This is a genomic window from Pseudomonas sp. NFIX49 (genome assembly GCF_900115915.1).
GTDB lineage: Bacteria > Pseudomonadota > Gammaproteobacteria > Pseudomonadales > Pseudomonadaceae > Aquipseudomonas > Aquipseudomonas pharyngis.
Genome location: NZ_FOYE01000003.1, coordinates 665407 through 686946 on the forward strand (window position 1 = coordinate 665407; position 21540 = coordinate 686946).

General features: G+C 60.6%; 19 protein-coding genes and 4 tRNA genes. 8 read left to right on the forward strand and 15 right to left on the reverse strand.

What is annotated here, in order from left to right:
• Positions 1-63 precede the first annotated feature (63 nt).
• The 5 genes from BMZ46_RS11150 to BMZ46_RS11170 all read right to left on the reverse strand — a co-directional run bounded on the left by BMZ46_RS11150 (position 64) and on the right by BMZ46_RS11170 (position 2771).
• Positions 64-471: an SEL1-like repeat protein gene (locus tag BMZ46_RS11150; RefSeq protein ID WP_039769853.1), complete on the reverse strand. Its 408-nt coding sequence runs from the start codon at positions 469-471 to the stop codon at positions 64-66.
• Positions 472-843, reverse strand: a complete 372-nt coding sequence (locus BMZ46_RS11155) for a hypothetical protein (protein WP_003223109.1) — start codon at positions 841-843, stop codon at positions 472-474.
• A complete protein-coding gene (locus BMZ46_RS11160) occupies positions 840-1181 on the reverse strand; it encodes a helix-turn-helix domain-containing protein (RefSeq protein ID WP_007950435.1) in 342 nt (113 codons plus the stop codon). Before BMZ46_RS11160 ends, BMZ46_RS11155 begins: the two co-directional genes overlap by 4 nt.
• Positions 1182-1295: 114 nt before the next feature.
• Positions 1296-1751 carry a YkvA family protein gene (locus BMZ46_RS11165; protein ID WP_074687585.1) on the reverse strand — a complete coding sequence of 152 codons (456 nt, stop codon included), beginning with the start codon at positions 1749-1751 and terminating at the stop codon, positions 1296-1298.
• A gap of 297 nt (positions 1752-2048) precedes the next feature.
• Positions 2049-2771: a BamJ family beta-barrel-assembly machinery protein gene (locus tag BMZ46_RS11170; RefSeq protein ID WP_039769851.1), complete on the reverse strand. Its 723-nt coding sequence runs from the start codon at positions 2769-2771 to the stop codon at positions 2049-2051.
• A gap of 270 nt (positions 2772-3041) precedes the next feature.
• On the opposite strand from BMZ46_RS11170, the gene BMZ46_RS11175 reads away from it, so the two are divergent.
• Together BMZ46_RS11175 and BMZ46_RS11180 are read left to right on the forward strand one after the other, a co-directional pair.
• Positions 3042-4850, forward strand: coding sequence for a di-heme-cytochrome C peroxidase (locus BMZ46_RS11175; RefSeq protein WP_074687886.1), 1809 nt, complete (start codon positions 3042-3044; stop codon positions 4848-4850).
• A gap of 26 nt (positions 4851-4876) precedes the next feature.
• Complete coding sequence (locus tag BMZ46_RS11180; RefSeq protein ID WP_092163867.1) at positions 4877-6013, forward strand: catalase family protein; 1137 nt, start codon at positions 4877-4879, stop codon at positions 6011-6013.
• Between the two features lie 145 nt (positions 6014-6158).
• Here BMZ46_RS11180 and BMZ46_RS11185 read toward each other — a convergent pair.
• The 4 genes from BMZ46_RS11185 to BMZ46_RS11200 form a co-directional block, all read right to left on the reverse strand.
• A tRNA-Asp gene (locus BMZ46_RS11185) sits at positions 6159-6235 on the reverse strand.
• A gap of 20 nt (positions 6236-6255) precedes the next feature.
• Positions 6256-6331: transfer RNA gene (locus BMZ46_RS11190), tRNA-Val, on the reverse strand.
• Positions 6332-6521: 190 nt separating this feature from the next.
• Positions 6522-6598, reverse strand: a tRNA-Asp gene (locus tag BMZ46_RS11195).
• A gap of 19 nt (positions 6599-6617) precedes the next feature.
• Positions 6618-6693, reverse strand: a tRNA-Val gene (locus tag BMZ46_RS11200).
• Positions 6694-6852: 159 nt separating this feature from the next.
• On the opposite strand from BMZ46_RS11200, the gene rdgC reads away from it, so the two are divergent.
• The 3 genes from rdgC (at position 6853) to sugE (ending at position 9319) form a co-directional block, all read left to right on the forward strand.
• On the forward strand, positions 6853-7773 hold the full coding sequence (rdgC, locus tag BMZ46_RS11205; protein WP_007950430.1) for a recombination-associated protein RdgC: 921 nt from the start codon (positions 6853-6855) through the stop codon (positions 7771-7773).
• Positions 7774-7920: 147 nt separating this feature from the next.
• Positions 7921-8886, forward strand: coding sequence for a bile acid:sodium symporter family protein (locus tag BMZ46_RS11210; RefSeq protein WP_039769848.1), 966 nt, complete (start codon positions 7921-7923; stop codon positions 8884-8886).
• Between the two features lie 118 nt (positions 8887-9004).
• Positions 9005-9319: a quaternary ammonium compound efflux SMR transporter SugE gene (sugE, locus tag BMZ46_RS11215; RefSeq protein ID WP_039769847.1), complete on the forward strand. Its 315-nt coding sequence runs from the start codon at positions 9005-9007 to the stop codon at positions 9317-9319.
• 42 nt (positions 9320-9361) lie between these two features.
• On the opposite strand, the gene BMZ46_RS11220 is transcribed toward sugE, so the two are convergent.
• The 4 genes from BMZ46_RS11220 to BMZ46_RS11235 all read right to left on the reverse strand — a co-directional run bounded on the left by BMZ46_RS11220 (position 9362) and on the right by BMZ46_RS11235 (position 14156).
• Entirely contained in the window at positions 9362-11236 is a 1875-nt protein-coding gene (locus BMZ46_RS11220; RefSeq protein ID WP_074687583.1) for an MFS transporter, read from the reverse strand.
• Positions 11237-11346: 110 nt separating this feature from the next.
• The gene (locus BMZ46_RS11225; RefSeq protein WP_074687582.1) at positions 11347-12498 is read right to left on the reverse strand and encodes a TDT family transporter; all 1152 of its coding nucleotides are present in this window, start codon (positions 12496-12498) and stop codon (positions 11347-11349) included.
• A gap of 105 nt (positions 12499-12603) precedes the next feature.
• Positions 12604-12915, reverse strand: coding sequence for a cupin domain-containing protein (locus BMZ46_RS11230; RefSeq protein WP_074687581.1), 312 nt, complete (start codon positions 12913-12915; stop codon positions 12604-12606).
• Between the two features lie 53 nt (positions 12916-12968).
• Positions 12969-14156 (reverse strand): MFS transporter, encoded by a 1188-nt coding sequence (locus BMZ46_RS11235; RefSeq protein ID WP_074687580.1) that lies wholly within the window; start codon positions 14154-14156, stop codon positions 12969-12971.
• Between the two features lie 91 nt (positions 14157-14247).
• On the opposite strand from BMZ46_RS11235, the gene BMZ46_RS11240 reads away from it, so the two are divergent.
• A complete protein-coding gene (locus BMZ46_RS11240) occupies positions 14248-14790 on the forward strand; it encodes a TetR/AcrR family transcriptional regulator (RefSeq protein WP_074687579.1) in 543 nt (180 codons plus the stop codon).
• A 134-nt stretch (positions 14791-14924) separates the two neighbouring features.
• Positions 14925-18395, forward strand: a complete 3471-nt coding sequence (locus BMZ46_RS11245) for a hybrid sensor histidine kinase/response regulator (RefSeq protein ID WP_074687578.1) — start codon at positions 14925-14927, stop codon at positions 18393-18395.
• Positions 18396-18404: 9 nt separating this feature from the next.
• Here BMZ46_RS11245 and rmuC read toward each other — a convergent pair whose 3' ends face one another.
• Complete coding sequence (gene rmuC / locus BMZ46_RS11250) at positions 18405-19769, reverse strand: DNA recombination protein RmuC (protein WP_166742348.1); 1365 nt, start codon at positions 19767-19769, stop codon at positions 18405-18407.
• A 175-nt stretch (positions 19770-19944) separates the two neighbouring features.
• Positions 19945-20268, reverse strand: a complete 324-nt coding sequence (locus tag BMZ46_RS11255) for an SEL1-like repeat protein (RefSeq protein WP_074687576.1) — start codon at positions 20266-20268, stop codon at positions 19945-19947.
• A gap of 953 nt (positions 20269-21221) precedes the next feature.
• Here BMZ46_RS11255 and BMZ46_RS11265 point away from each other — a divergent pair.
• Complete coding sequence (locus BMZ46_RS11265; RefSeq protein ID WP_007950419.1) at positions 21222-21446, forward strand: hypothetical protein; 225 nt, start codon at positions 21222-21224, stop codon at positions 21444-21446.
• Positions 21447-21540 lie beyond the last annotated feature (94 nt).

Sequence of the window (21540 nt, forward strand, 5' to 3'; positions counted from 1 at the left end):
TGCAGACGCAAAAACGGGGCGGGAGGTTTCCCTCACGCCCCGTTCACGGAACAGATGATTTGCTTATTGAGAGGCGTCTCGACCGGCCAGCTCTTTCAACTTGAGCTCCGCCAACGGATGCCCGGCCCTGGCGGCCATGGTCCACCAGCGAGCGGCTTCCGAAGGATCCGGCGCTTTGCTCGGCGTACCTGCAAGACTGATGACACCGACTTGATACGCCGCCTTGCCATCCCCGGCCAGCGCCGCCAGTCGCAGCAACCGAACACCTTCCTCACGTGCGCCCAGGCCAACCCCGCGAAACGTCAGGATGTGCCCGTAAAAGCTTTGCGCGCCGACATCGCCCAGATTGGCCATGCGCGCAAACTGCCCTTCAAGCCAGCGCCAGCCCCGGGGCTGACGGACAAACCACGACCAGTGAAACAGCCTACGGGCCAGCCAGTAACTGGCCCGCGCCTTGAGTCGTAAAAACACTCAGGCCTCCGCCGATTCCGGGTACTCGTACTCAAAGACCCGCACCACTTCCGAGGCATGCCAGGAGGCAGCGGCAACACCATCGGACGGCCCGGAAAAACGTCCCAGACGCTCGACACACTCAAAGAAACCGGTGCGTGGCAGGCGACTTGCACCCTGGCTGATCACCAGCGAGCTGCGCAACGGTTGTTCGGCTTTCGCGTCCAGTGCGGCGAGATGCTCCAGTGCTGCAGTCAATGTCTGCATGGCCGGCGTGGGCAGTTGCAGACGTTCAAGCAAGGCTCGATAAGTCAAAAGATGGCGCTGCCTGCGCGCCTGATCCAGTTCCCCCAGCAATCCGTCCCAATGTTGACGACTGATGCGTACGCTCACGATTGTTCCCTCCACCCTGGCACCGTCAACTCCCAGGCCAGGCTGCGGCGAATCGCGGCGTCGGGCAGACGCTCGCCACTTTCAATCATGGCCAGGTAAGACGGGCTGATGCCTACCGTGCGGGCCAGCGCCTCGATGGCGATGCCCTTCCCTTCGCGCAAACTGCGTAACTGATCCAGACCTGGAAGAATCGGGTCCGGGGTTGCCGCAAGCGGCGCTGGAGCCGGTTGCGACGGTGCTTCATTGATGCCTGCTGCTTTCAGTAGAGCCTGATACTGAGCCCATGGCAGAACCGCATATTCGGGCTCGCCATCGCGTGCAATTATCTGAATATCCATGACTACCCCGTAGGACAACAACACTTAGCGAGTCGGCACTTTTCCCTAGAAGTGTAATCCTAACAGCGGCCAAGGTCGTGGGGGGTATCTATCTCTGTACGAGGCTGTCGCGATTCAGGACTTTTTCGGCCCCTGAAGCTGAAGTTGCTCGGGCGTATCGGGCAGACGCTCGACCACTCTGAGCTTTTCCGGCGCCTGGCGCTGACGCCACAGGCGGAAGGCGTTCAGTTCATCGTCGAGGGTTTTCATCAGCCAGGCGAGGACGGCGATGTCATCGAGCATGCCGAACATGGGAATGAAATCCGGGATCGCATCCACCGGGCTGAGGAAGTACATCAGGCCGGCCACTACCGAAACGATCGCCTTGGCGCTGATCGCGCGGTACTCGCCGCGCCAGTACGCCAGACACAACGACTGCAATAGACGCAGATCGTCCTTCAGTTTGCCGAGGCGATTGCCTTGGGCAGCGCCTTTGCTGGCCACGGCGAACAACAAGGTCGGCAAGCGGCCTCGAGCCAGCAAGCGTCCGGCCAAAGGCAGGAATCGGGCGAAATTCCACGGCGCTTTCATTTATTTCTCCCGTTGAAATGTTATCCACACAAATTGTGGATAACCTTGTGAACAGAGCTGCATTTCAGCGCTGAGAGCCCCGTTTCATAAGGGCTGCGCTTAAATCGGGCGTTTTTTACTCACATAAAAAATCCCAATATTTCATTGACTTGGCGGCTCCGGGCGTCTAGCGCGAACAACCTTAAAGTCTAGGACTGCCATGACCGGCATCGGTTCGGTCTGTTTACGCCGACCATCGTCCAGATGCAACAACGCCCCGCATAAGCGAGGCGTTGTTGTTGAAACCGGTGCCGATGCTTATTGCTTGGCGGCAGCGGCGTCTTCTTTGGCTGGATCCTTGATACCCAGCAGTTCCAGGTCGAAGACCAGAACCGAGTTGGCCGGGATTGCCGGGCTTGGCGATTGTGCGCCGTAAGCCAGGTCGCTAGGGATGTACAGCTTGTACTTCTCGCCAACGTGCATCAGTTGCAGGCCTTCGACCCAACCCGGAATCACACCGCTGACCGGCAGATCGATCGGGCTGCCGCGCTCTACGGAGCTGTCGAAAACGGTGCCATTGGTCAGCTTGCCGGTGTAGTGAACGGTCACGACATCGGTAGGCTTGGGCTGTGGACCGTCGGCTTTCTTGACCACTTCGTACTGCAAGCCGGAAGCGGTGGTGGTCACGCCAGCCTTCTTGCCGTTTTCTTCGAGGAATTTCTTGCCGGCGGCTGCCGACTCTTCGCTCATCTTGGCCATACGCTCTTCGGCACGCTTTTGCAGCGCGGCGAAAGCTTCGACCAGTTCTTCATCTTTCAGCTTCTGTTCTTTCTTGCCGACGGCATCTTCGATGCCCTGGGCTACCGCTTTGGAGTCCAGATCATCCATGCCTTCCTGAGCAAGGCTCTTGCCCATGTTCAGGCCGATACCGTAGGAAGCTTTTTGCGCCGGGGTTTTCAGCTCTACGCTGGTCTGCGAATCACAACCCGCGAGTACCAGGCTAACCAGGGCAACCGCCGCCGCCAACCGATGCTGTTTCATGCTATTTCCTTGTTCATGCGCCGAAAGGGCAATCGAGTAAAGCCGCGAGCTTATCAGGCCGCCACGACCAATGGCTACCGGCATGAGAGCAGGAATCTTCCGATAAGTTCAGGGATTAAAACGCATTTGGCCAACGCCGTGATGAAGCTTCTGTCATCTGGCTCTGACGACAATTGATGTCACCTCCCACAACACTTGGCGTAATGGCCACTTGCCGCACACCACCCGCCTCAGGCATAACAGCGCAACAAATCGACAAGGATGTTCATCTTGCGCCTCTTATACCGTGTGCTGACGCTGATCGTGGTGCTGCTGGGACTGGTCCTGGCAGTGGTTCTTTACTATGTCGCCAATCCGAAATTGCCCTTCCCGACGCCCGCGAAACAGGTGCATTACCTGGATCAGTGGACTGAGCAAGAGCGCCAGACCTACTACTTCACCCCGCAGGGGACGCAGGTCAAGGGCTTGCGCTATGAGTGGTTCCAGGCGCTGGAGCTGCCGTTCTCGCAGCAACGCTTCGCTTCCCCGGAATACCTCGCGCGTTTCGGTTTTCTGATCGATCCGCAGCAGAAAGCCACGCCGGACAACCCGGGCAATCTGCCGGTGGGTTTCGCCCGTCACCGGAATCCCGGGAGCTCCGAGCAATATCTCGACATCACTTGCGCGGCCTGCCATACCGGCGAACTGCACTTCAATGGCCAGGCAGTGCGCATCGATGGCGGCTCGGCCCAGCACGTGTTGCCTTCCAGCGTTCCTACGTTGCGCGGCGGAAGTTTCGGACAGGCATTGGTCGCCAGTCTCACCTCGACTTACTACAACCCGTGGAAATTCGAACGTTTCGCCCGCCATGTGCTGGGCGACGACTACGACGCGCGCCACGAACAACTGCGCAAAGACTTCAAACGCTCACTGAACACCTTCATCAAAGTGGCCTGGAACGACACCCATCGCGGCCTCTACCCCACCGAAGAAGGCCCCGGCCGCACCGATGCCTTCGGGCGTATCGCCAACGCGACCTTCGGTGATGCGATCTCCCCGAGCAACTATCGCGTGGCCAATGCCCCGGTGGATTACCCGCAGCTATGGGACATGTGGACCTTCGACTGGGTGCAATGGAACGGCTCGGCGCAGCAACCGATGGCGCGCAATATCGGCGAGGCGCTGGGGGTCGGCGCCACCCTGAATTTCTTCGACGCCAACGGTCAGCCACTGCAGGGCGATGAGCGCTATGCCTCCAGCGTACGCGTGCGTGATCTGCACAAGATCGAAGAAACCCTGCAAAAACTGCGACCGCCGGCCTGGCCTGAAGAGGTGCTCGGCGTCGTCGACAAACCCTTGGCAGCCAAGGGCCGAGCCCTGTTCGCCGAGAACTGCGCCGGGTGCCATGTGCCGCGCCAGACCCAGGAAGGCGAACGCTGGGTGCAGCACCTGCACATGCTACCGGTGGACGTCATCGGCACCGACCCGAATGCGGCCAACAACATTGCCAATCACCGCTTCGACCTGACCGCTCTGCAATGGAACCCGGCGGAGTTGGAACAAATGGACGTGAAGTTGCACCCCAAACCCAAGGAACCGCTGGACCTCAGCCAGCTGTCGGTGGCCAAGGGACTGGCTTACGTCACCGCCTTCGTGGAGAACCGCGCGTACCGCGAAGCCGGCGTCACTGCTGCCGAGAAACCACAGCTCGACGGCTTCGGTCTGCCGATCGGCGTTCGCGAAAAAGTCGCCTACAAGGCCCGACCGCTGGCCGGCGTATGGGCCACGGCCCCATTTCTGCACAACGGCTCGGTGCCGAGCCTTTATCAGTTGCTGTCACCTCAGGACGAGCGGGCCACCACGTTCTATAAAGGCACCTTCGAATACGACCCGCGCCATCTGGGCTACCGCACCGAAGCCTTCACCAACGGCTTCCTGTTCGACACCCGCATCACCGGCAACCACAACAGCGGCCACGAATTTCGCGCCGGCGAGCGCGGCAACGGCGTCATCGGCCGACTGCTGCAGCCTGAAGAACGCTGGGCGTTGCTGGAATACCTGAAAGTGCTGGGCGGCCCGCTGGAGGCGCAACTGCCATGATCTTCAACTCCTTCAAAAGACCGTCGATGCTGGCGCGTTTCTGGCTCTGGCTGGGACGGATACTGGGCAAAACCTTGCTGATCTTGCTGGTGATCGGCCTGATCGGCTGGGCCCTGGCGACCACCTGGTTCGCCTGGCAGCACCGTGGTCCGGTGTCGGCACTGGAACAGATTCCAGATGGCGAAGCCGCCATGACCCAGGACGTGATTCAGACCGCGGTGCGCATCGTCGATCAGCACCGCGAAAGCACCCGCTACCTGCGCGACGCCCATGCCAAGGCCCATGGCTGCGTGAAGGCCGATGTGCAGGTGTTGCCGGATCTGGCTCAGGAATTGCGCCAGGGCGTCTTCAGCGAACCGGGCAAGCTGTGGAAAGCGACGATGCGCCTGTCCAACGGCAACGCTTATCCGCAATTCGACAGCATCCGCGATGCCCGGGGCATGGCGCTCAAGCTGCTCGATGTGCCGGGCAAGCAGTTGCTGGGTGACCGTCAGGGGCTGCACGAGCAGGATTTCGTGATGTTCAGTCACCCGAACTTCTTTGTCAGCGATGTCGCCGAGTATCGTCAGAATGTGGCGGCGCAGGCTGACGGCAAGAAGGTCATGGCGTTTTTTCCGGGGTGGGATCCGCGCCAGTGGCAAATTCGGCACCTGTTCATTGCGCTGGCGACCCTTTCGCCACCACCAGAGAGCCCGACACGTACGACCTACTTTTCGGTATCGCCCTACAAGTTCGGCGAGGCCAATGCCAAGTTCCGGGTGATGCCGGATCCGGAGCGCTGCCCCGCATATACCTTGCCGAAACAGAACCGGGATCTGCCGAACTTCCTGCGCACCGCGTTGAATCAGCAGCTGTCGACCGACCGGATACCGGCGTGTTTCGTATTGCAGATCCAGCGCCAGGACGCGAACAAGTACATGCCGATCGAAGACACCAGCATCGAATGGCGCGAGCAGGACAGTCCATTCCAGACAGTGGCGAGGATCACCCTGCCCCCGCAGGACTTCGACACCCCGGCGTTGAACCTGCAATGCGACAACCTGTCGTTCAATCCCTGGTTCGGCATCGACGCTCATCGCCCGATTGGCGGGATCAACCGCCTGCGCAAAGCGGTGTATGAAGCGGTGAGTGATTACCGCCACAGCCGCAACTCGGCGCAATAGCAGCGCCAGAAACGAAAAAAGCGACCGTCAAAGGTCGCTTTCTCATGTTCAAGCCCTGCAAAAGCCAAATCCCGGACAGCAAAAAGCCCGCACCAGGCGGGCTTTCTGTGGTGATCTGGCGTTCAGTGTTCCAGATGACCGAATATGGCGCAGCGGACGGGACTCGAACCCGCGACCCCCGGCGTGACAGGCCGGTATTCTAACCGACTGAACTACCGCTGCGCGAAACGCTTGAAACGAAATGGTGGGTGATGACGGGATCGAACCGCCGACATTCTGCTTGTAAGGCAGACGCTCTCCCAGCTGAGCTAATCACCCTTCGCTTCGTTACGGGGCGCATTATGCCACAAGTTTTCGTAAAGTGTTGATTTAATTGAAGTTTTTTTCAAAAAAATCCGAAAACCGGTGAAACGATACATCCCGCACATACAACTCGAGGCAGAAAAAAACCCGCCTTGGCGGGTTTTTCCGTGGTGACCTGGCGTTCAGTGTTCCAGGTTACCGAATATGGCGCAGCGGACGGGACTCGAACCCGCGACCCCCGGCGTGACAGGCCGGTATTCTAACCGACTGAACTACCGCTGCGCTAAACACTTGAAACGAATGGTGGGTGATGACGGGATCGAACCGCCGACATTCTGCTTGTAAGGCAGACGCTCTCCCAGCTGAGCTAATCACCCTTCGCTTCGGTGTGGCGCGCATTCTACGGAGCGACCCAACCTCTGGCAAGCACTTTTTTAAATAATTTTCTCAGGCCTTCCAAAGGCTTAGAGAAGGGTTGGCCTATGACCCGGCGAAGACAATAATGCCCCCCTTTGTATAAAGGAGAGACTCACCCCATGTGGTTCAAGAACCTGCTTATCTATCGCCTGACCCAAGACCTGCCTGTCGATGCCGAGGCGCTGGAAACTGCACTGGCCACCAAACTGGCGCGTCCATGTGCAAGCCAGGAGTTGACCACCTACGGTTTCGTCGCGCCGTTCGGCAAGGGCGAAGATGCTCCACTGGTGCACGTCAGCGGTGACTTTCTGCTGATCTCCGCCCGTAAAGAAGAACGCATTCTGCCGGGCAGCGTCGTGCGCGATGCGGTCAAGGAAAAGGTCGAAGAGATCGAAGCCGAGCAGATGCGCAAGGTCTATAAGAAGGAACGCGATCAGATCAAGGATGAAATCATCCAGGCGTTCCTGCCGCGCGCGTTTATCCGCCGCTCGTCGACCTTCGCCGCCATCGCGCCGAAACAGGGCCTGATCCTGGTCAACTCGGCCAGCCCGAAACGCGCCGAAGACCTGCTCTCCACCCTGCGTGAAGTGATCGGCACCCTGCCGGTTCGTCCGCTGACAGTGAAAACCGCGCCGACCGCCGTGATGACCGAATGGGTCACCACCCAGCAAGCCGCCCCGGACTTCTTCGTCCTGGACGAGTGCGAACTGCGCGACACCCATGAAGACGGCGGCATCGTGCGTTGCAAGCGTCAGGACCTGACCAGCGAAGAAATCCAGCTGCACCTGAGCACCGGCAAGGTGGTGACTCAACTGTCGCTGGCATGGCAGGACAAACTGTCGTTCATGCTCGACGACAAGATGACCGTCAAGCGCCTGAAATTCGAAGACCTGTTGCAGGATCAGGCGGAACAGGATGGCGGCGACGAAGCCCTCGGCCAACTCGACGCCAGCTTCACCCTGATGATGCTGACGTTCGGCGACTTCCTGCCGGCGCTGGTTGAAGCGCTGGGCGGCGAAGAGACTCCGCAGGGGATCTAAGCCTGCCGAGTGAAAAACTGTGGGAGCGAGCCTGCTCGCGATAGGGCCATTGCACTCAACATTTTTTGTCGACTGTAACGCCGCCATCGCGAGCAGGCTCGCTCCCACATTGGTTTCTGCGGTTCTATTAATAATAAGGAACAGGCCATGCGCGCACTGGCTGCACTGAGTCGTTTTGTTGGCAACACCTTCGCTTACTGGGTTCTGATTTTCGCGGTGATCGCGTTCTTGCAACCAGCCTGGTTCCTCGGCCTCAAAGGCGCGATCGTGCCGTTGCTCGGGCTGGTGATGTTCGGCATGGGCCTGACCCTCAAACTCGACGACTTCGCCGCCGTCGCCCGCCATCCGTGGCGTGTGGCACTGGGCGTGGTCGCGCATTTCGTGATCATGCCGGGGATGGCCTGGTTGCTGTGCCAGATCTTTCATCTGCCGCCGGAAATCGCCGTCGGCGTGATTCTGGTGGGGTGCTGCCCGAGCGGCACGTCCTCGAACGTCATGACCTGGCTGGCCCGTGGCGATCTGGCGCTGTCGGTGGCCATCGCCGCCGTCACCACCCTCCTCGCCCCGCTGCTGACGCCAGCGCTGATCTGGCTGCTGGCCTCGGCCTGGTTGCCGGTTTCGTTCATGGAATTGTTCTGGTCGATCCTGCAAGTGGTCCTGCTGCCGATCATCCTCGGCGTGGTCGCGCAACGTGTGCTTGGTGACAAGGTGCGCCACGCGGTGGAAGTGCTGCCGCTGGTGTCGGTGGTCAGCATCGTGATCATCGTTGCCGCCGTGGTTGCCGCCAGCCAGGCGAAAATCGCCGAATCCGGCCTGCTGATCATGGCCGTGGTGATGTTGCACAACAGCTTCGGCTATTTGCTGGGGTATTTCACCGGACGCCTGTTCGGCCTGCCGCTGCCGCAGCGCAAGTCCTTGGCGCTGGAAGTCGGCATGCAGAACTCGGGGCTGGGTGCCGCGCTGGCCAGTGCGCACTTTTCGCCACTGGCGGCGGTGCCAAGTGCACTGTTCAGTGTGTGGCACAACATTTCCGGGGCGCTGCTGTCGACCTGGTTCCGGCGGATGAGCGAAAAAGAAGACCGTGAGACGTTGGCACAACAGACGGCCGACTGATTCCGGATCGCGGTGCGGCGCACATTTTTAGGTAGTATGTGCGCCACGCGGGGACGACCCTGCGGCTCAATCGAGTTTTCAATCTGGGGACGGCCCCGTCAATCGATGGAGGTCTTTCATGTCCTGGATCATTCTGTTTTTCGCCGGCCTGTTCGAAGTCGGCTGGGCCGTCGGCCTGAAATACACTGATGGTTTCACCCGTCCGCTTCCAACCGTTCTCACCGTTGCCGCCATGGCAGTCAGCTTGGGATTGCTGGGTCTGGCGATGAAGGAATTGCCGCTGGGCACGGCCTATGCGATCTGGACTGGCGTCGGTGCCGTGGGCACGGTGATTGCCGGGATCATCCTGTTTGGCGAATCGATGGCGTTGATTCGCCTGGCCAGTGTCGCGTTGATCGTCACCGGACTGATCGGGCTCAAGGTCAGCGCCTGAGCCGTTGCCGCCATCCGTCAGGGATGGCGGCTTTCCAACCAACTACCTGACTGTCCCGCGCAACTCCCCGACCATCGCCTGCAACTCCGCTGGCTGCGCAGACTCAACGGCAACCGGCGAACCCGCCACCAGCGTCACCCGCGACCACAACCGGTGAAAGAAACCTTTATTGGGATCGCGACTGAAGAAACTCCCCCACAACCCCTGCAACGCCAGCGGAATCACCGGCACCGGTGTCTCTTCGAGAATCCGCGTCAGCCCGCCCTTGAACTCGTTGATTTCACCATCGGCAGTCAACTTGCCTTCCGGGAAGATGCAGACCAGCTCCCCTTCCTTCAGATACTGGGCAATCCGGGTGAAGGCCTTTTCGTAGATCTGAATGTCTTCCTGACGTCCGGCGATAGGAATCGTCCCCGCCGTGCGGAAGATAAAGTTCAGCACCGGCAGGTTGTAGATCTTGTAGTACATGACAAAGCGAATCGGCCGACGCACCGCACCGCCGATCAGCAAGGCATCGACGAACGACACGTGGTTGCACACCAGCAATGCCGCGCCCTCATCCGGAATCGCTTCAAGGTTGCGATGCTCGACGCGGTACATGGAATGGCTGAGCAGCCAGATCATGAAACGCATGCTGAACTCGGGGACGATCTTGAAGATGTAGGCGTTAACGCCGATGTTCAGCAGCGACACCACCAGGAACAGCTGCGGAATCGACAGTTTCACCACACTCAACAACACGATGGTGACAATCGCCGAAACCACCATGAACAGCGCGTTGAGAATGTTGTTGGCCGCGATTACCCTGGCCCGTTCGTTCTCGGCGGTGCGCGACTGGATCAATGCGTACAGCGGCACGATGTAGAAACCGCCAAAGATCCCGAGGCCCAGCACATCGATCAACACCGCCCAGGCATGACCGAAACTCAGCACTTCGGTCCAGCTATGGCCAACAGCGCTTTCTGGTATTCCACCGGAATGCCACCACAGCAGCAGCCCGAAAACGGTCAGGCCGAACGAGCCAAACGGCACCAGGCCGATCTCGACTTTGCGCCCGGAAAGCTTCTCGCACAGCATCGAACCGAGGGCAATACCGACCGAAAACACCGTCAGAATCAGGGTAACGACGGTTTCGTCGCCGTGCATCCACTCCTTGGCGTAAGCCGGGATCTGCGTCAGATAAATCGCCCCGACGAACCAGAACCACGAGTTGCCGACAATCGAGCGCGACACCGCTGGCGTCTGCCCCAGGCCCAGTTTCAAGGTCGCCCAGGACTGACTGAAGATGTTCCAGTTCAGGCGCATCTCCGGGGTGGCCGCCGCGGCGCGGGGAATGCTGCGACTGGCCAGATAGCCCAGCACGGCGATACCGACAATCGCGGCGGAGACCACCGGCGCGTAATTGGCCGACGACATCATCACCCCGGCGCCGATGGTGCCGGCCAGGATTGCCAGGAACGTGCCCATTTCCACCAGCCCGTTGCCGCCGACCAGTTCGTCGTCCCGCAATGCCTGCGGCAGGATCGAATACTTCACCGGCCCGAACAGCGCCGAGTGCGTGCCCATGGCGAACAGCGCCACCAGCATCAGCGACAGGTGATCGAACAGAAAGCCGATGGATCCCACGGCCATGATGGCGATTTCTGCCAGTTTGATCAGACGGATCAGCGCATCCTTGGCGAATTTTTCCCCGAACTGCCCGGCCAGCGCCGAAAACAGAAAGAACGGCAGAATAAACAGCAGCGCACACAGGTTGACCCAGATGGAGCGGTCACCTTCGATGGTCAGCCGATAGAGGATGGCGAGGATCAGCGACTGCTTGAACACGTTGTCGTTGAACGCGCCCAGCGACTGGGTGATGAAGAACGGCAGGAAGCGCCGGGTGCGCAGCAGGTTGAACTGTGAGGGGTGACTCATCTTCCGTGTGACCCTGTTGTTTTTGGAAAGAGAAGGTAGCGAGTGGCCTGGCTACGCTTATAAGAATCTCGAACCGCGATCCAGGCCACACATTACCTAATCTTTGCAGGTTATTTCTTCAAACCTGCAATGCACGGTGAAACAAACAGCTCACCGCGCCACGCGCCTTGCAGCGTGCGTTTACCGACGATCAGCCACATCACCGCCAGCAACGTCACCAGTACACAACCGGCCACGCTGAAGAAAGTCAGGTGCAAGGTGCTGCCCAGTTTCAGGGTTGCCAGCGAATAAACGCCCAACGGGAAGGTGAAACCCCACCAGCCAAGGTTGAACGGGATGCCATCACGCAGGTAACGCACGGTGATCAGCAGCGCCATCAGCATCCACCACAGACCGAAGCCCCACAGCGTGATCCCGGCGATCAGGCCCAGGCCCGAAGCGATTTCACCGATGCCCGGCAGACCGTTGGCCGCGAAGATCGCCGGGGCATCGCCGCCCAGCAGCAACATGCCCAAGGCGCCGGTGCCGATCGGGCCGAGAGCCAGCCAGCTCGACGCCGCCATGTTTTCGTGGGGCAGTTTGTGCAAGGCCATGCGCAGCAACAGGATGGTCAGGATGCTGAACGCCACCGGCAGAGAAAAGGCCCAGAGCACGTAACTGGTCACCAGCACCACCAGTTGCGAGTGCGCATCGGCGAGATGCGGCGCCAGCAGTCCACCGCTGGCCGCCGCCACTTCCGCGGCCACCACCGGCAACAGCCAGACGGCGGTCATCTGATCGATGCTGTGTTCCTGACGGGTAAACATCATGTAGGGAATCAGCACGCCGCAGGCCAGCGACATTGCCACGTCCAGCCACCACAACACTTCGGCCAGTTGAATGACCCCATCGCCCCAGCGCGGCAGACCGAACAGCAGAAAGCCGTTGATGATGGTCGCCAGGCCCATGGGAATGGTGCCGAAGAACATCGATACCGTGGAGTGCCCGAAGATCCGCCGAGCTTCGTCGAAGAACAGAATCCAGCGGGCGGCGTAGGCAGCGGTAAACAGCACGAACAACAGAATGTTGAACAGCCACAGCCCTTCGGCCACGGCGTGCAGGCCGGGAATGGAAACGGGCAATTGCGCCAGCGCCAAGGCCAGCACGCCGGTGCCCATGGTGGCGGCGAACCAGTTCGGGGTGAATTGGCGGATCACTTCACGCGGGTGCTGAAGCTGGCTGAATGGCTTGATGCCGGGTTTGGCGCTGTTGGGGCAAATCATCATGAACTCCTGTCCTCAGGTGAGGTTGAGCTCATGGTAGAACCGAATCGAATATCTATATAACGGGTAATATCTCTAACTGTTATCTGTTTTGTAGATATGAAGTCAGACACTGCCTTCGGTTTCGATCACCAGAATCCGCGCCGCGCCCTGAGGATGAGCGACGTGTTCAGTGCCGATGGACGCGTAGAAGATGTCGCCAACATCAAGCAAGACCTGCTTCTCCTCACCTTCTTCGCGGTAGTGCATGAGCACTTTGCCGTCGAGCACCACAAACACTTCTTCACCGTCATTGACGTGCCATTTGTAAGGCTGATCGGTCCAGTGCAGACGCGTGGTGATGCCGTTCATGTTGGCGATGTCGAGCGCGCCCCAGGCGCGCTCGGCGGTGAAGGTCTTGCTGCGGATGATCTTCATGCGTCGGTCCGTGAGAAGAAGGGGCTGGCCAAGGCTAACCGAATCCAGAGGTGTTATGGAGCGCTGCAAGTCTTGGCCGCTTGCGCCCGGAAACTCATCAGCAGCGCACCGACCGCCAGCACAATCAGCACCGCGCCATACACATCGGTGGTGGTCAGCAGGCCCACGCTGTGGGTGAAATGTCCGGCCAGCAACGCCGGCAGGCAGAACGCCAGGTAACTCAGCACATAAAATGCCGACATCAAACCGGCACGCTCATGGGGCAATGCCAGCGGCACCAGACTGCGCACCGCACCGAGAAAACCAGAGCCAAAGCCACAACCGGCCACCAGCGTGCCAAAGAAGAACAGCGACAGACTGGCGCTGTGCACGCCCAACAGAATCAGCACGATACCGGCCGGCAGCAGGCTCGCCCCAAGTTGCAGCGCCCGGGAGGCGGGACGATTGCGCAAGGTGAAGATCATCAGCGCACCGGTCACCGTCAGCGCCGCAACAGTGGCACCGCCGATCAGGTTGGAGGTGGAGCCAGTGGCCGTGCGCACCAGCGACGGTGCCAGCGAGGCATAGAAACCACCGAGCGCCCAGGTCGCGGTGTTCAACGGCAACACTCGCCACAGTGTCGAACGCGCCTGGACCGGCACGTGCAGGGTCGGCCGCAACGAGGCCCACGCCCCGGCCTGCGGCGAGACGCTCTCCGGCAGGCGCCACACATAGATGCCCTGCAACACAAACAGCGCGAGCAGCAGCCAATAGGTCAATTGCAACGGCGCCGGGGCGAATTCCGCCAGCAAACCGCAGCCCATGCCGCCCAACGCCATGCCCAGCAACGGCGCAACGCTGTTGATCAGCGGCCCCTGCTGGCGATCAATGTCCAGCAGCGTCGCACTCAACACAGCGGTGGCCATGCCGGTGGCAAAACCTTGCAGCACCCGCGCGCCGATCAGCCAGCCCACGCTGTCGGCGTAGATAAACAGCAGCATCGCCAGCGCATTGAGCGTCACGGCGGTGAAGATTACCGGTTTGCGTCCCAGGTGGTCCGACAGCGAACCGACCGTCAGCAACGCGGCCAGCAGACTAAGGGCGTAGACGCCGAAAATCAGGGTCAGCACCAGTGCCGAAAAATGCAGCTGATCCTGATACAGGTGATACAACGGCGTCGGCGCAGTGGAAGCGGCGAGAAAACTCAGTAAGGTGATCGCCAGAAACCACAGGCTGGAACGGTTGGAAGCAAGGCTGGTCATGTGCACACTCCGCAAAAGCTAATTTTTTGCTTTTGCGGAGTGTGCTCTTGGCTTGCGCTTAAAGCAAATTCTTTGTGTTAAGGTCTGCCGCATGGCTATTAAAGAAGGTTTACGCCCGGGTGGCCGCAGTGCCCGGGTGCAGGAGTCGATTCACTCGGCAGTCCGCGCGCTTCTGCAAGAACAGGAGCGCTCAACGGTGACCGTCCCGCAAATCGCGGCGCGCGCCGGGGTGACGCCGTCGACGATTTATCGGCGCTGGGGCGATCTGGCGACCTTGCTGGCCGACGTCGCCCTCGCCCGCATGCGCCCCGACAGCGAGCCGGCTGAAACCGGCAGCCTGCGCAGCGATCTCCGCGCGTGGGCCGAACAATATCTCGACGAAATGAGTTCGGAACCCGGCCGCAACATGATGCGCGACGTGCAGGCGAGCGCGACGCCGGGCTATTGCGTGGCGATCATCGGCGCGCAGTTGCAGACCATCATCGAGCGCCACCCCAAGGAACCGGCGCCGAGCGTGGATCGGCTGATCAATCTGGTGGTGTCCCCGGTGGTGTTCCGCATTCTGTTTTCGGCAGCGCCGCTGGAAGTCGGAGAACTGCACCGCTTGATCGACATCGCGCTGAAACCGGACTGACCGCAAAACCGGCCGGTTCTGTTCCTGCGACACCCCGCCGCGCCACGACCTTGGTCGACACTGACTAACCGCCGCGCCCGTGCGAGACTGTCTGACCGGGCGCGAGTCCGGTCGTTTTCTGTCGGGAGTGTTCCATGTCGTTGTCCACCGGGCTGATCGCCGCCGTCGCCCTGGCCTATATGGCCATCATGTTCGCCATCGCCTTCTACGGCGACCGTCGCAGCACGCCGCTGCCGCCACGGGTGCGTGCCTGGGTGTACAGCCTGTCGCTGGCGGTCTACTGCACCAGCTGGACCTTCTTTGGCGCAGTCGGCCAGGCCGCCGAACAACTCTGGTCATTTCTGCCGATTTACCTCGGGCCGATCCTGCTGCTGCTCGGTGCGCCGTGGGTGCTGCAGAAAATGGTGATGATCAGCAAGCAGGAGAACATCACCTCCATCGCCGACTTCATCGCCGCCCGCTACGGTAAATCCCAATCGCTGGCGGTGGTCGTCGCGCTGATCTGTCTGGTCGGCGTCCTCCCCTACATAGCCTTGCAGCTCAAAGGCATCGTCCTTGGCGTGAACCTGCTGATCGGTGCCGGCGCCGACGCCATGGGCACCCGCGCCCAGGACACCGCGCTGATCGTGTCGCTGGTGCTGGCGCTGTTCACCATCGTCTTCGGTACGCGCAACCTCGATGCCACCGAGCACCACCGGGGCATGGTGCTGGCGATTGCCTTTGAATCGCTGGTCAAGCTGTTCGCCTTCCTCGCCGTCGGCGCCTTCGTCACTTATGGCCTGTATGACGGCTTCGACGACCTGTTCAACCAGGCGATGCTCGCCCCGCGCCTGGAGGAATACTGGAAAGAAACCATCAACTGGCCGTCGATGGTGGTACAGACCGGCGTGGCGATGATGGCGATCATCTGCCTGCCCCGCCAGTTCCACGTGACGGTGGTCGAGAACATCGACCCACAGGATCTGCGCCTGGCCAAATGGGTGTTCCCCGCCTACCTCGCACTGGCCGCGCTGTTTGTAGTCCCGATCGCCCTGGCCGGTCAGATGATGCTGCCCAGCTCGGTCATCCCCGACTCTTTCGTCATCAGCCTGCCATTGGCCCAGGCCCATCCGGCGCTGGCGATGCTGGCGTTTATCGGCGGTGCGTCGGCAGCCACCGGCATGGTGATCGTGGCGAGTGTGGCGCTGTCGACCATGGTCTCCAACGACATGCTGTTGCCGTGGCTGCTGCGCCGCAACAATGCCGAGCGGCCGTTCGAAGTGTTCCGCCAGTGGATGCTCTCGGTGCGTCGCGTCAGCATCGTGCTGATTCTGTTGCTGGCCTACGTCAGCTACCGTTTGCTCGGCTCGACCGCGAGCCTGGCGACCATCGGCCAGATCGCCTTCGCCGCCGTGACCCAACTGGCCCCGGCGATGCTCGGCGCGCTGTACTGGAAACAGGCCAACCGGCGTGGTGTATTCGCCGGTCTCGCCGCCGGTACGTTCCTGTGGTTCTACACCTTGATCCTGCCGATCGCTGCGCGCAGCCTCGGTTGGTCGCTGGACAGTTTCCCCGGACTCGCCTGGCTGCACAGCAACCCGTTGAACCTGCCGATCACCCCGCTGACCCAAGGCGTGGTGCTGTCGCTGGCGGGCAACTTCACGCTGTTCGCCTGGGTCTCGGTGCTGTCGCGCACCCGCGTGTCGGAGCACTGGCAGGCCGGGCGTTTTATCGGCCAGGAAATCAGCGCCCGGCCGAATGCACGCTCGATGCTGGCAGTGCAGATCGACGATTTGCTGCAACTGGCGGCACGCTTTGTCGGCGAAGAACGCGCGCGGCAGAGCTTCATCCGCTTCGCCTACCGTCAGGGCAAAGGCTTCAACCCGAACCAGAACGCCGACGGCGAATGGATCGCCCACACCGAGCGTTTGCTGGCCGGTGTCCTTGGCGCTTCTTCGACGCGAGCGGTAGTAAAAGCCGCCATCGAAGGTCGGGAAATGCAGCTGGAGGACGTCGTGCGGATCGCCGACGAAGCCTCGGAAGTGCTGCAGTTCAACCGCGCGCTGCTGCAAGGCGCGATCGAGAACATTACCCAGGGCATCAGCGTGGTCGACCAGTCGCTGAGACTGGTGGCCTGGAACCGCCGCTATCTCGAGCTGTTCAACTATCCGGACGGTTTGATCAGCGTTGGCCGACCGATTGCCGACATCATTCGCCATAACGCCGAGCGTGGTTTGTGCGGCCCCGGTGAAGCGGAAGTTCACGTTGCCCGGCGCCTGCACTGGATGCGTCAGGGCCGCGCCCATACCTCCGAGCGACTGTTCCCCAATGGCCGGGTGATCGAACTGATTGGCAACCCGATGCCTGGCGGCGGCTTCGTCATGAGTTTCACCGACATCACCGCGTTCCGCGAAGCCGAGCAGGCGCTGACTGAGGCCAACGAAGGGCTGGAGCAACGGGTCAGCGAACGGACCCAGGAACTGTCGCAACTCAACGTCGCGCTGACCGAAGCCAAGGGCAATGCCGAGGCGGCCAACCAGTCCAAGACCCGCTTCCTCGCCGCCGTCAGTCACGACCTGATGCAGCCCTTGAACGCCGCACGGCTATTCTCCGCCGCCCTCTCCCATCAGGAAGACGGCCTGAGCGCCGAGGCGCAGAAACTGGTGCAGCATCTCGACAGTTCGCTGCGTTCGGCCGAAGACCTGATCAGCGACCTGCTGGACATTTCCCGCCTGGAAAACGGCAAGATCAACCCGGATCGCAAGCCGTTCGCGGTCAATGAGCTGTTCGATATTCTCGGCGCGGAATTCAAGGCACTGGCTCAGGAACAGGGCTTGAGTTTCCGGGTACGGGGCAGTCAGTTGCGCATCGACAGCGACATCAAGTTGCTGCGGCGGATTCTGCAGAACTTCCTCACCAACGCTTTCCGCTACGCAAAAGGCCCGGTGCTGCTGGGCGTGCGTCGGCGCAAAGGCGAAATCTGTCTGGAAGTGTGGGATCGCGGGCCGGGGATTCCGGAGGACAAACAGCAAGTGATCTTCGAGGAATTCAAACGCCTCGACAGCCACCAGACCCGCGCCGAAAAAGGTCTGGGCCTGGGTCTGGCGATAGCCGACGGTCTGTGCCGCGTGCTCGGCCATACCTTGCGCGTGCGCTCATGGCCGGGGCGTGGCAGCGTGTTCAGTGTCCGCGTGCCGCTGGCCAAAGCGCAGACCGTGCAGGCGCCAGCAGCGGTGGAAATCAATGGCAAATTGCACAGCGGCGCGCAGGTGCTGTGCATCGACAATGAAGACAGCATTCTGATCGGCATGAACAGCCTGCTCACGCGCTGGGGCTGTCAGGTGTGGACGGCGCGCAACCGAGAAGAATGCGCGGCGCTGCTCGATGACGGCGTGCGGCCACAATTGGCGCTGGTGGACTATCACCTCGATCACGGCGAAACCGGCACCGAGTTGATGGCCTGGTTGCGCACTAGGCTGGGCGAGCCGGTGCCCGGCGTGGTGATCAGCGCCGACGGGCATCCAGAAACCGTGGCGCAGGTGCATGCAGCGGGGCTGGATTATCTGGCCAAACCGGTGAAACCGGCGGCGTTGCGGGCGTTGTTGAGTCGCTATTTGCCGCTCTAGCAGAGCGGCTTATTCAGGTAGCTCGACCAGGCCATCGGCATCGGTCATCGCGCGCTCCAGCAGATCCGCCGGCAGGCTTTTGCTGGCCCGCGCGCCGAGCAACTTGAGCTGTTCACTACGGCTGACCAGGTTGCCGCGCCCTTCTGTCAGCTTGTTGCGCGCCGCGCTGTAGGCTTTGTCCAGTTGCTGCAAGCGATTGCCGACTTCGTCCAGATCCTGAATGAACAACACGAACTTGTCGTACAGCCAACCGGCGCGCTCGGCGATTTCCCGGGCGTTCTGACTCTGGCGCTCCTGCTTCCACAGGCTGTCGATGACCCGCAAAGTGGCCAGCAGCGTGGTCGGGCTGACGATCACGATATTGCGGTCGAAGGCTTCCTGAAACAGTGACGGCTCGGCCTGCAATGCAGCGGAAAACGCCGCTTCGATGGGCACGAACAGCAAGACGAAATCGAGGCTGTGCAAGCCTTCCAGACGTTTGTAATCCTTGCCGGCCAGACCTTTGACGTGGCTGCGCAGGGACAGCACGTGCTGCTTCATGGCGATCTGGCCGATGGCATCGTCGTCCGCCGCCACGTATTGCTGATAGGCGGTGAGGCTGACCTTGGAGTCGACCACCACCTGCTTGTCGCCCGGCAGGTAAATGATCACGTCCGGCTGGAAACGCTCGCCATCCGGGCCCTTGAGATTGACCTGGGTCTGGTACTCGCGGCCCTTCTCCAGCCCGGCATGCTCAAGCACGCGTTCGAGAATCAGCTCGCCCCAGTTGCCTTGGGTTTTCTGGCCCTTCAGGGCGCGAGTCAGGTTGGTCGCTTCGTCGCTGAGGCGCAGGTTCAGTTGTTGCAGACGCTCCAGTTCCTTGGCCAGCGAAAAACGCTCGCGGGCTTCGGCCTGGTAGCTTTCCTCGACGCGCTTTTCGAACGACTGGATACGCTCCTTCAGCGGGTCGAGCAACTGGCCGAGGCGCTGCTGGCTGGTTTCGGCAAAGCGTTGTTCGCGCTCATCGAAGATCTTGCCGGCCAGTTCGGCGAACTGTGCGCGCAGCTCGTCACGGGAACCTTGCAGGTCATCCAGGCGTTGTTGATGGCTTTCCTGTTGCTCGCGCAATTCGGCATTCAGCGAAGCCGCCTGGGCGTCCAGGCGCCGTAATTCGGCTTCCTTGTTCGCGCGTTCGAGGTTCCAGGCGTGGGCGGCGTCACGGGCGTCGTCGCGCTCGATCTGCAACAGCTCGACTTCCCGGCGTACGGCGGCGAGCTCCGCTTGTTTCGAGGCGTTGGCCTGGCCGAGGTCGGCGATTTCATCGCGGCAGGCTTCGAGCTGCGCAGTGAGGCCGTCCTGGGCCATTTGCGCCATGGCCAGCCGCTCCTCGAGCAAGGCGACTTCAGACTGGTTCTGACTGGCCCGACGTTGCAGTTGCCAGGCCAATGCCAGCAACGGCACCGCCGCACCTGCCAGCCCCAGCAGGATGCTGGTCAAGTCCATCGCCATAGTGATTCCCGCCGATCCGATAAAGCCTGAAGGTTAACCAAGGCGTCTGGTCTTGGACAGCTCAGTCTTCGATCAGGCCGAGTTCCTGTTGCGCGCGTCGGTCACCGGCGCGGGCGGCCTGGCGCAGCAGGTCCTGGCCGATCCGGCGATCCCGGGCATTGCCGCACTCGCGACACATCAACTGACCGAGGCGACTCTGCGCCGCGACCACCCCTTCCCGGGCCGGTTGCTTGAGCAGGCGGCCGGCGAGGTGCTTGGCATTTCGGCTGTCGCCCAGGCGCGGGCTGTCGAGCAGCCATTCGGCTACGCGCACGGAAAATCGCTTGGGAGCGGTAACACGAGGGGGTTGGGAGGTAACAGATTCTGGAGCTGAACGAAACTTCATAAAACACTGTGGGACAGATCGGAAGGCGCGCCACTCTACTCTTTTTTTCGCACAGGTAAAGTCGAAAAAAACCCGGCACGCCCGTGCTAGAGCAAGCGCTCGGGACAATCCACAGAAGCTGTGGATAACTCAGTGGACAACCGCCCTCCAGTCGCCGCAAAGCCTTGTGGAACGGGGCTCGCAGTCAAACTGACGATTTTTTCACCAGTTAAAAAAAGCGATGTTTTTCATTGACTTAAACTTTCGATGCAGGCAGCCATCGGGGTCAGGATTGTTGTGACAGCGCCGTTACAGTCTGCGCAACTAATGTGCACAAGTACCTGTTACGCGGTTATATCGATGCGCCTTTTCGGGTCGTTTTGGCATTCGTGCTGGGGATAAGCCGCTGCGCAGAGCGTCAGCATCTTTCGGGTCGTGGCGACCGACGGAGGTAAAGTGAGCCAGATCGGGGCAGGCGGGGAGCCCGGGCAGCGGATTCTGATTTTTTTGATCATCGGGTTTGCCTTCTGCGGTTCGTTCCGTTAGTATCCGCGGCGTTAGTACCAAGCTGAAAGTCAATTCCGGTCGAACACACCCCCACGGTCAAGTTTCTCTTACAGAGACCTTCACTGAAAAAAGCGGGATCGACCCCTCGATGGTTTCCAGGTAAATCTTGCGACGACACAGTCTTTGAATCGAATGCAAAGAGTGTTGCGAAGACCACTTACTCTGACCGAACCAACCTGCAAATTGATCAGGATCTTCACCAAGGGCCCAGAACCTCTGCCCTTGATATGTTGCCTGTCCTCCTAAGTACCTACCTGCCAGCCCAAGCGCGCCAACTTTTATAGCGCTCGAACTGGCTGCCTTGTTCCAGTCGGGTTCTTCGTTCGACCAATGGTGGTTGACGTTACTGGAACGTTTTAACGTTGCACGGTTCTTATCCGTGTCATTTGTAGGAACACCTAATAACTATGTCGACTCAAATCCAGACTCAGGATGCCATTCGCACCCTAACCAACGCTTTTGCTCCAATGAACTGCCTGATCATGGCCGCTCGCAAAGGCTGCTTCAGCTTCACCGTGGTCAATGAACACGGGATCGCCCGCCACAGCGAGCGTCTGTACCCCGATCAATACTCCAGCGCCGAACCGCTGCAGGCCGTGATTGATCGCACCCGTCAGGCATTGATCGCCTGAGAGGCCGAAATGGCTGCAAAAGCAAAAGCCCCGCTGAAAATGCGGGGCTTTTTATTGCCCGATGTTTCACTTTTACCTCTTTCCGCTTAAGCAC

Bases quoted from the DNA above. Each gene is read 5' to 3' on its own strand.
- BMZ46_RS11210 (WP_039769848.1), top strand. From the start codon at position 7,921: ATGCGCGCACTGGCTGCACTGAGTCGTTTTGTTGGCAACACCTTCGCT.
- BMZ46_RS11245 (WP_074687578.1), top strand. From the start codon at position 14,925: ATGTCGTTGTCCACCGGGCTGATCGCCGCCGTCGCCCTGGCCTATATG.
- BMZ46_RS11265 (WP_007950419.1), top strand. From the start codon at position 21,222: ATGTCGACTCAAATCCAGACTCAGGATGCCATTCGCACCCTAACCAAC.
- BMZ46_RS11240 (WP_074687579.1), top strand. From the start codon at position 14,248: ATGGCTATTAAAGAAGGTTTACGCCCGGGTGGCCGCAGTGCCCGGGTG.
- rdgC (WP_007950430.1), top strand. From the start codon at position 6,853: ATGTGGTTCAAGAACCTGCTTATCTATCGCCTGACCCAAGACCTGCCT.
- BMZ46_RS11235 (WP_074687580.1), bottom strand. From the start codon at position 14,156: ATGACCAGCCTTGCTTCCAACCGTTCCAGCCTGTGGTTTCTGGCGATC.
- BMZ46_RS11170 (WP_039769851.1), bottom strand. From the start codon at position 2,771: ATGAAACAGCATCGGTTGGCGGCGGCGGTTGCCCTGGTTAGCCTGGTA.
- BMZ46_RS11220 (WP_074687583.1), bottom strand. From the start codon at position 11,236: ATGAGTCACCCCTCACAGTTCAACCTGCTGCGCACCCGGCGCTTCCTG.
- BMZ46_RS11230 (WP_074687581.1), bottom strand. From the start codon at position 12,915: ATGAAGATCATCCGCAGCAAGACCTTCACCGCCGAGCGCGCCTGGGGC.
- sugE (WP_039769847.1), top strand. From the start codon at position 9,005: ATGTCCTGGATCATTCTGTTTTTCGCCGGCCTGTTCGAAGTCGGCTGG.
- BMZ46_RS11165 (WP_074687585.1), bottom strand. From the start codon at position 1,751: ATGAAAGCGCCGTGGAATTTCGCCCGATTCCTGCCTTTGGCCGGACGC.
- BMZ46_RS11255 (WP_074687576.1), bottom strand. From the start codon at position 20,268: ATGAAGTTTCGTTCAGCTCCAGAATCTGTTACCTCCCAACCCCCTCGT.
- BMZ46_RS11225 (WP_074687582.1), bottom strand. From the start codon at position 12,498: ATGATTTGCCCCAACAGCGCCAAACCCGGCATCAAGCCATTCAGCCAG.
- BMZ46_RS11180 (WP_092163867.1), top strand. From the start codon at position 4,877: ATGCTGGCGCGTTTCTGGCTCTGGCTGGGACGGATACTGGGCAAAACC.
- BMZ46_RS11160 (WP_007950435.1), bottom strand. From the start codon at position 1,181: ATGGATATTCAGATAATTGCACGCGATGGCGAGCCCGAATATGCGGTT.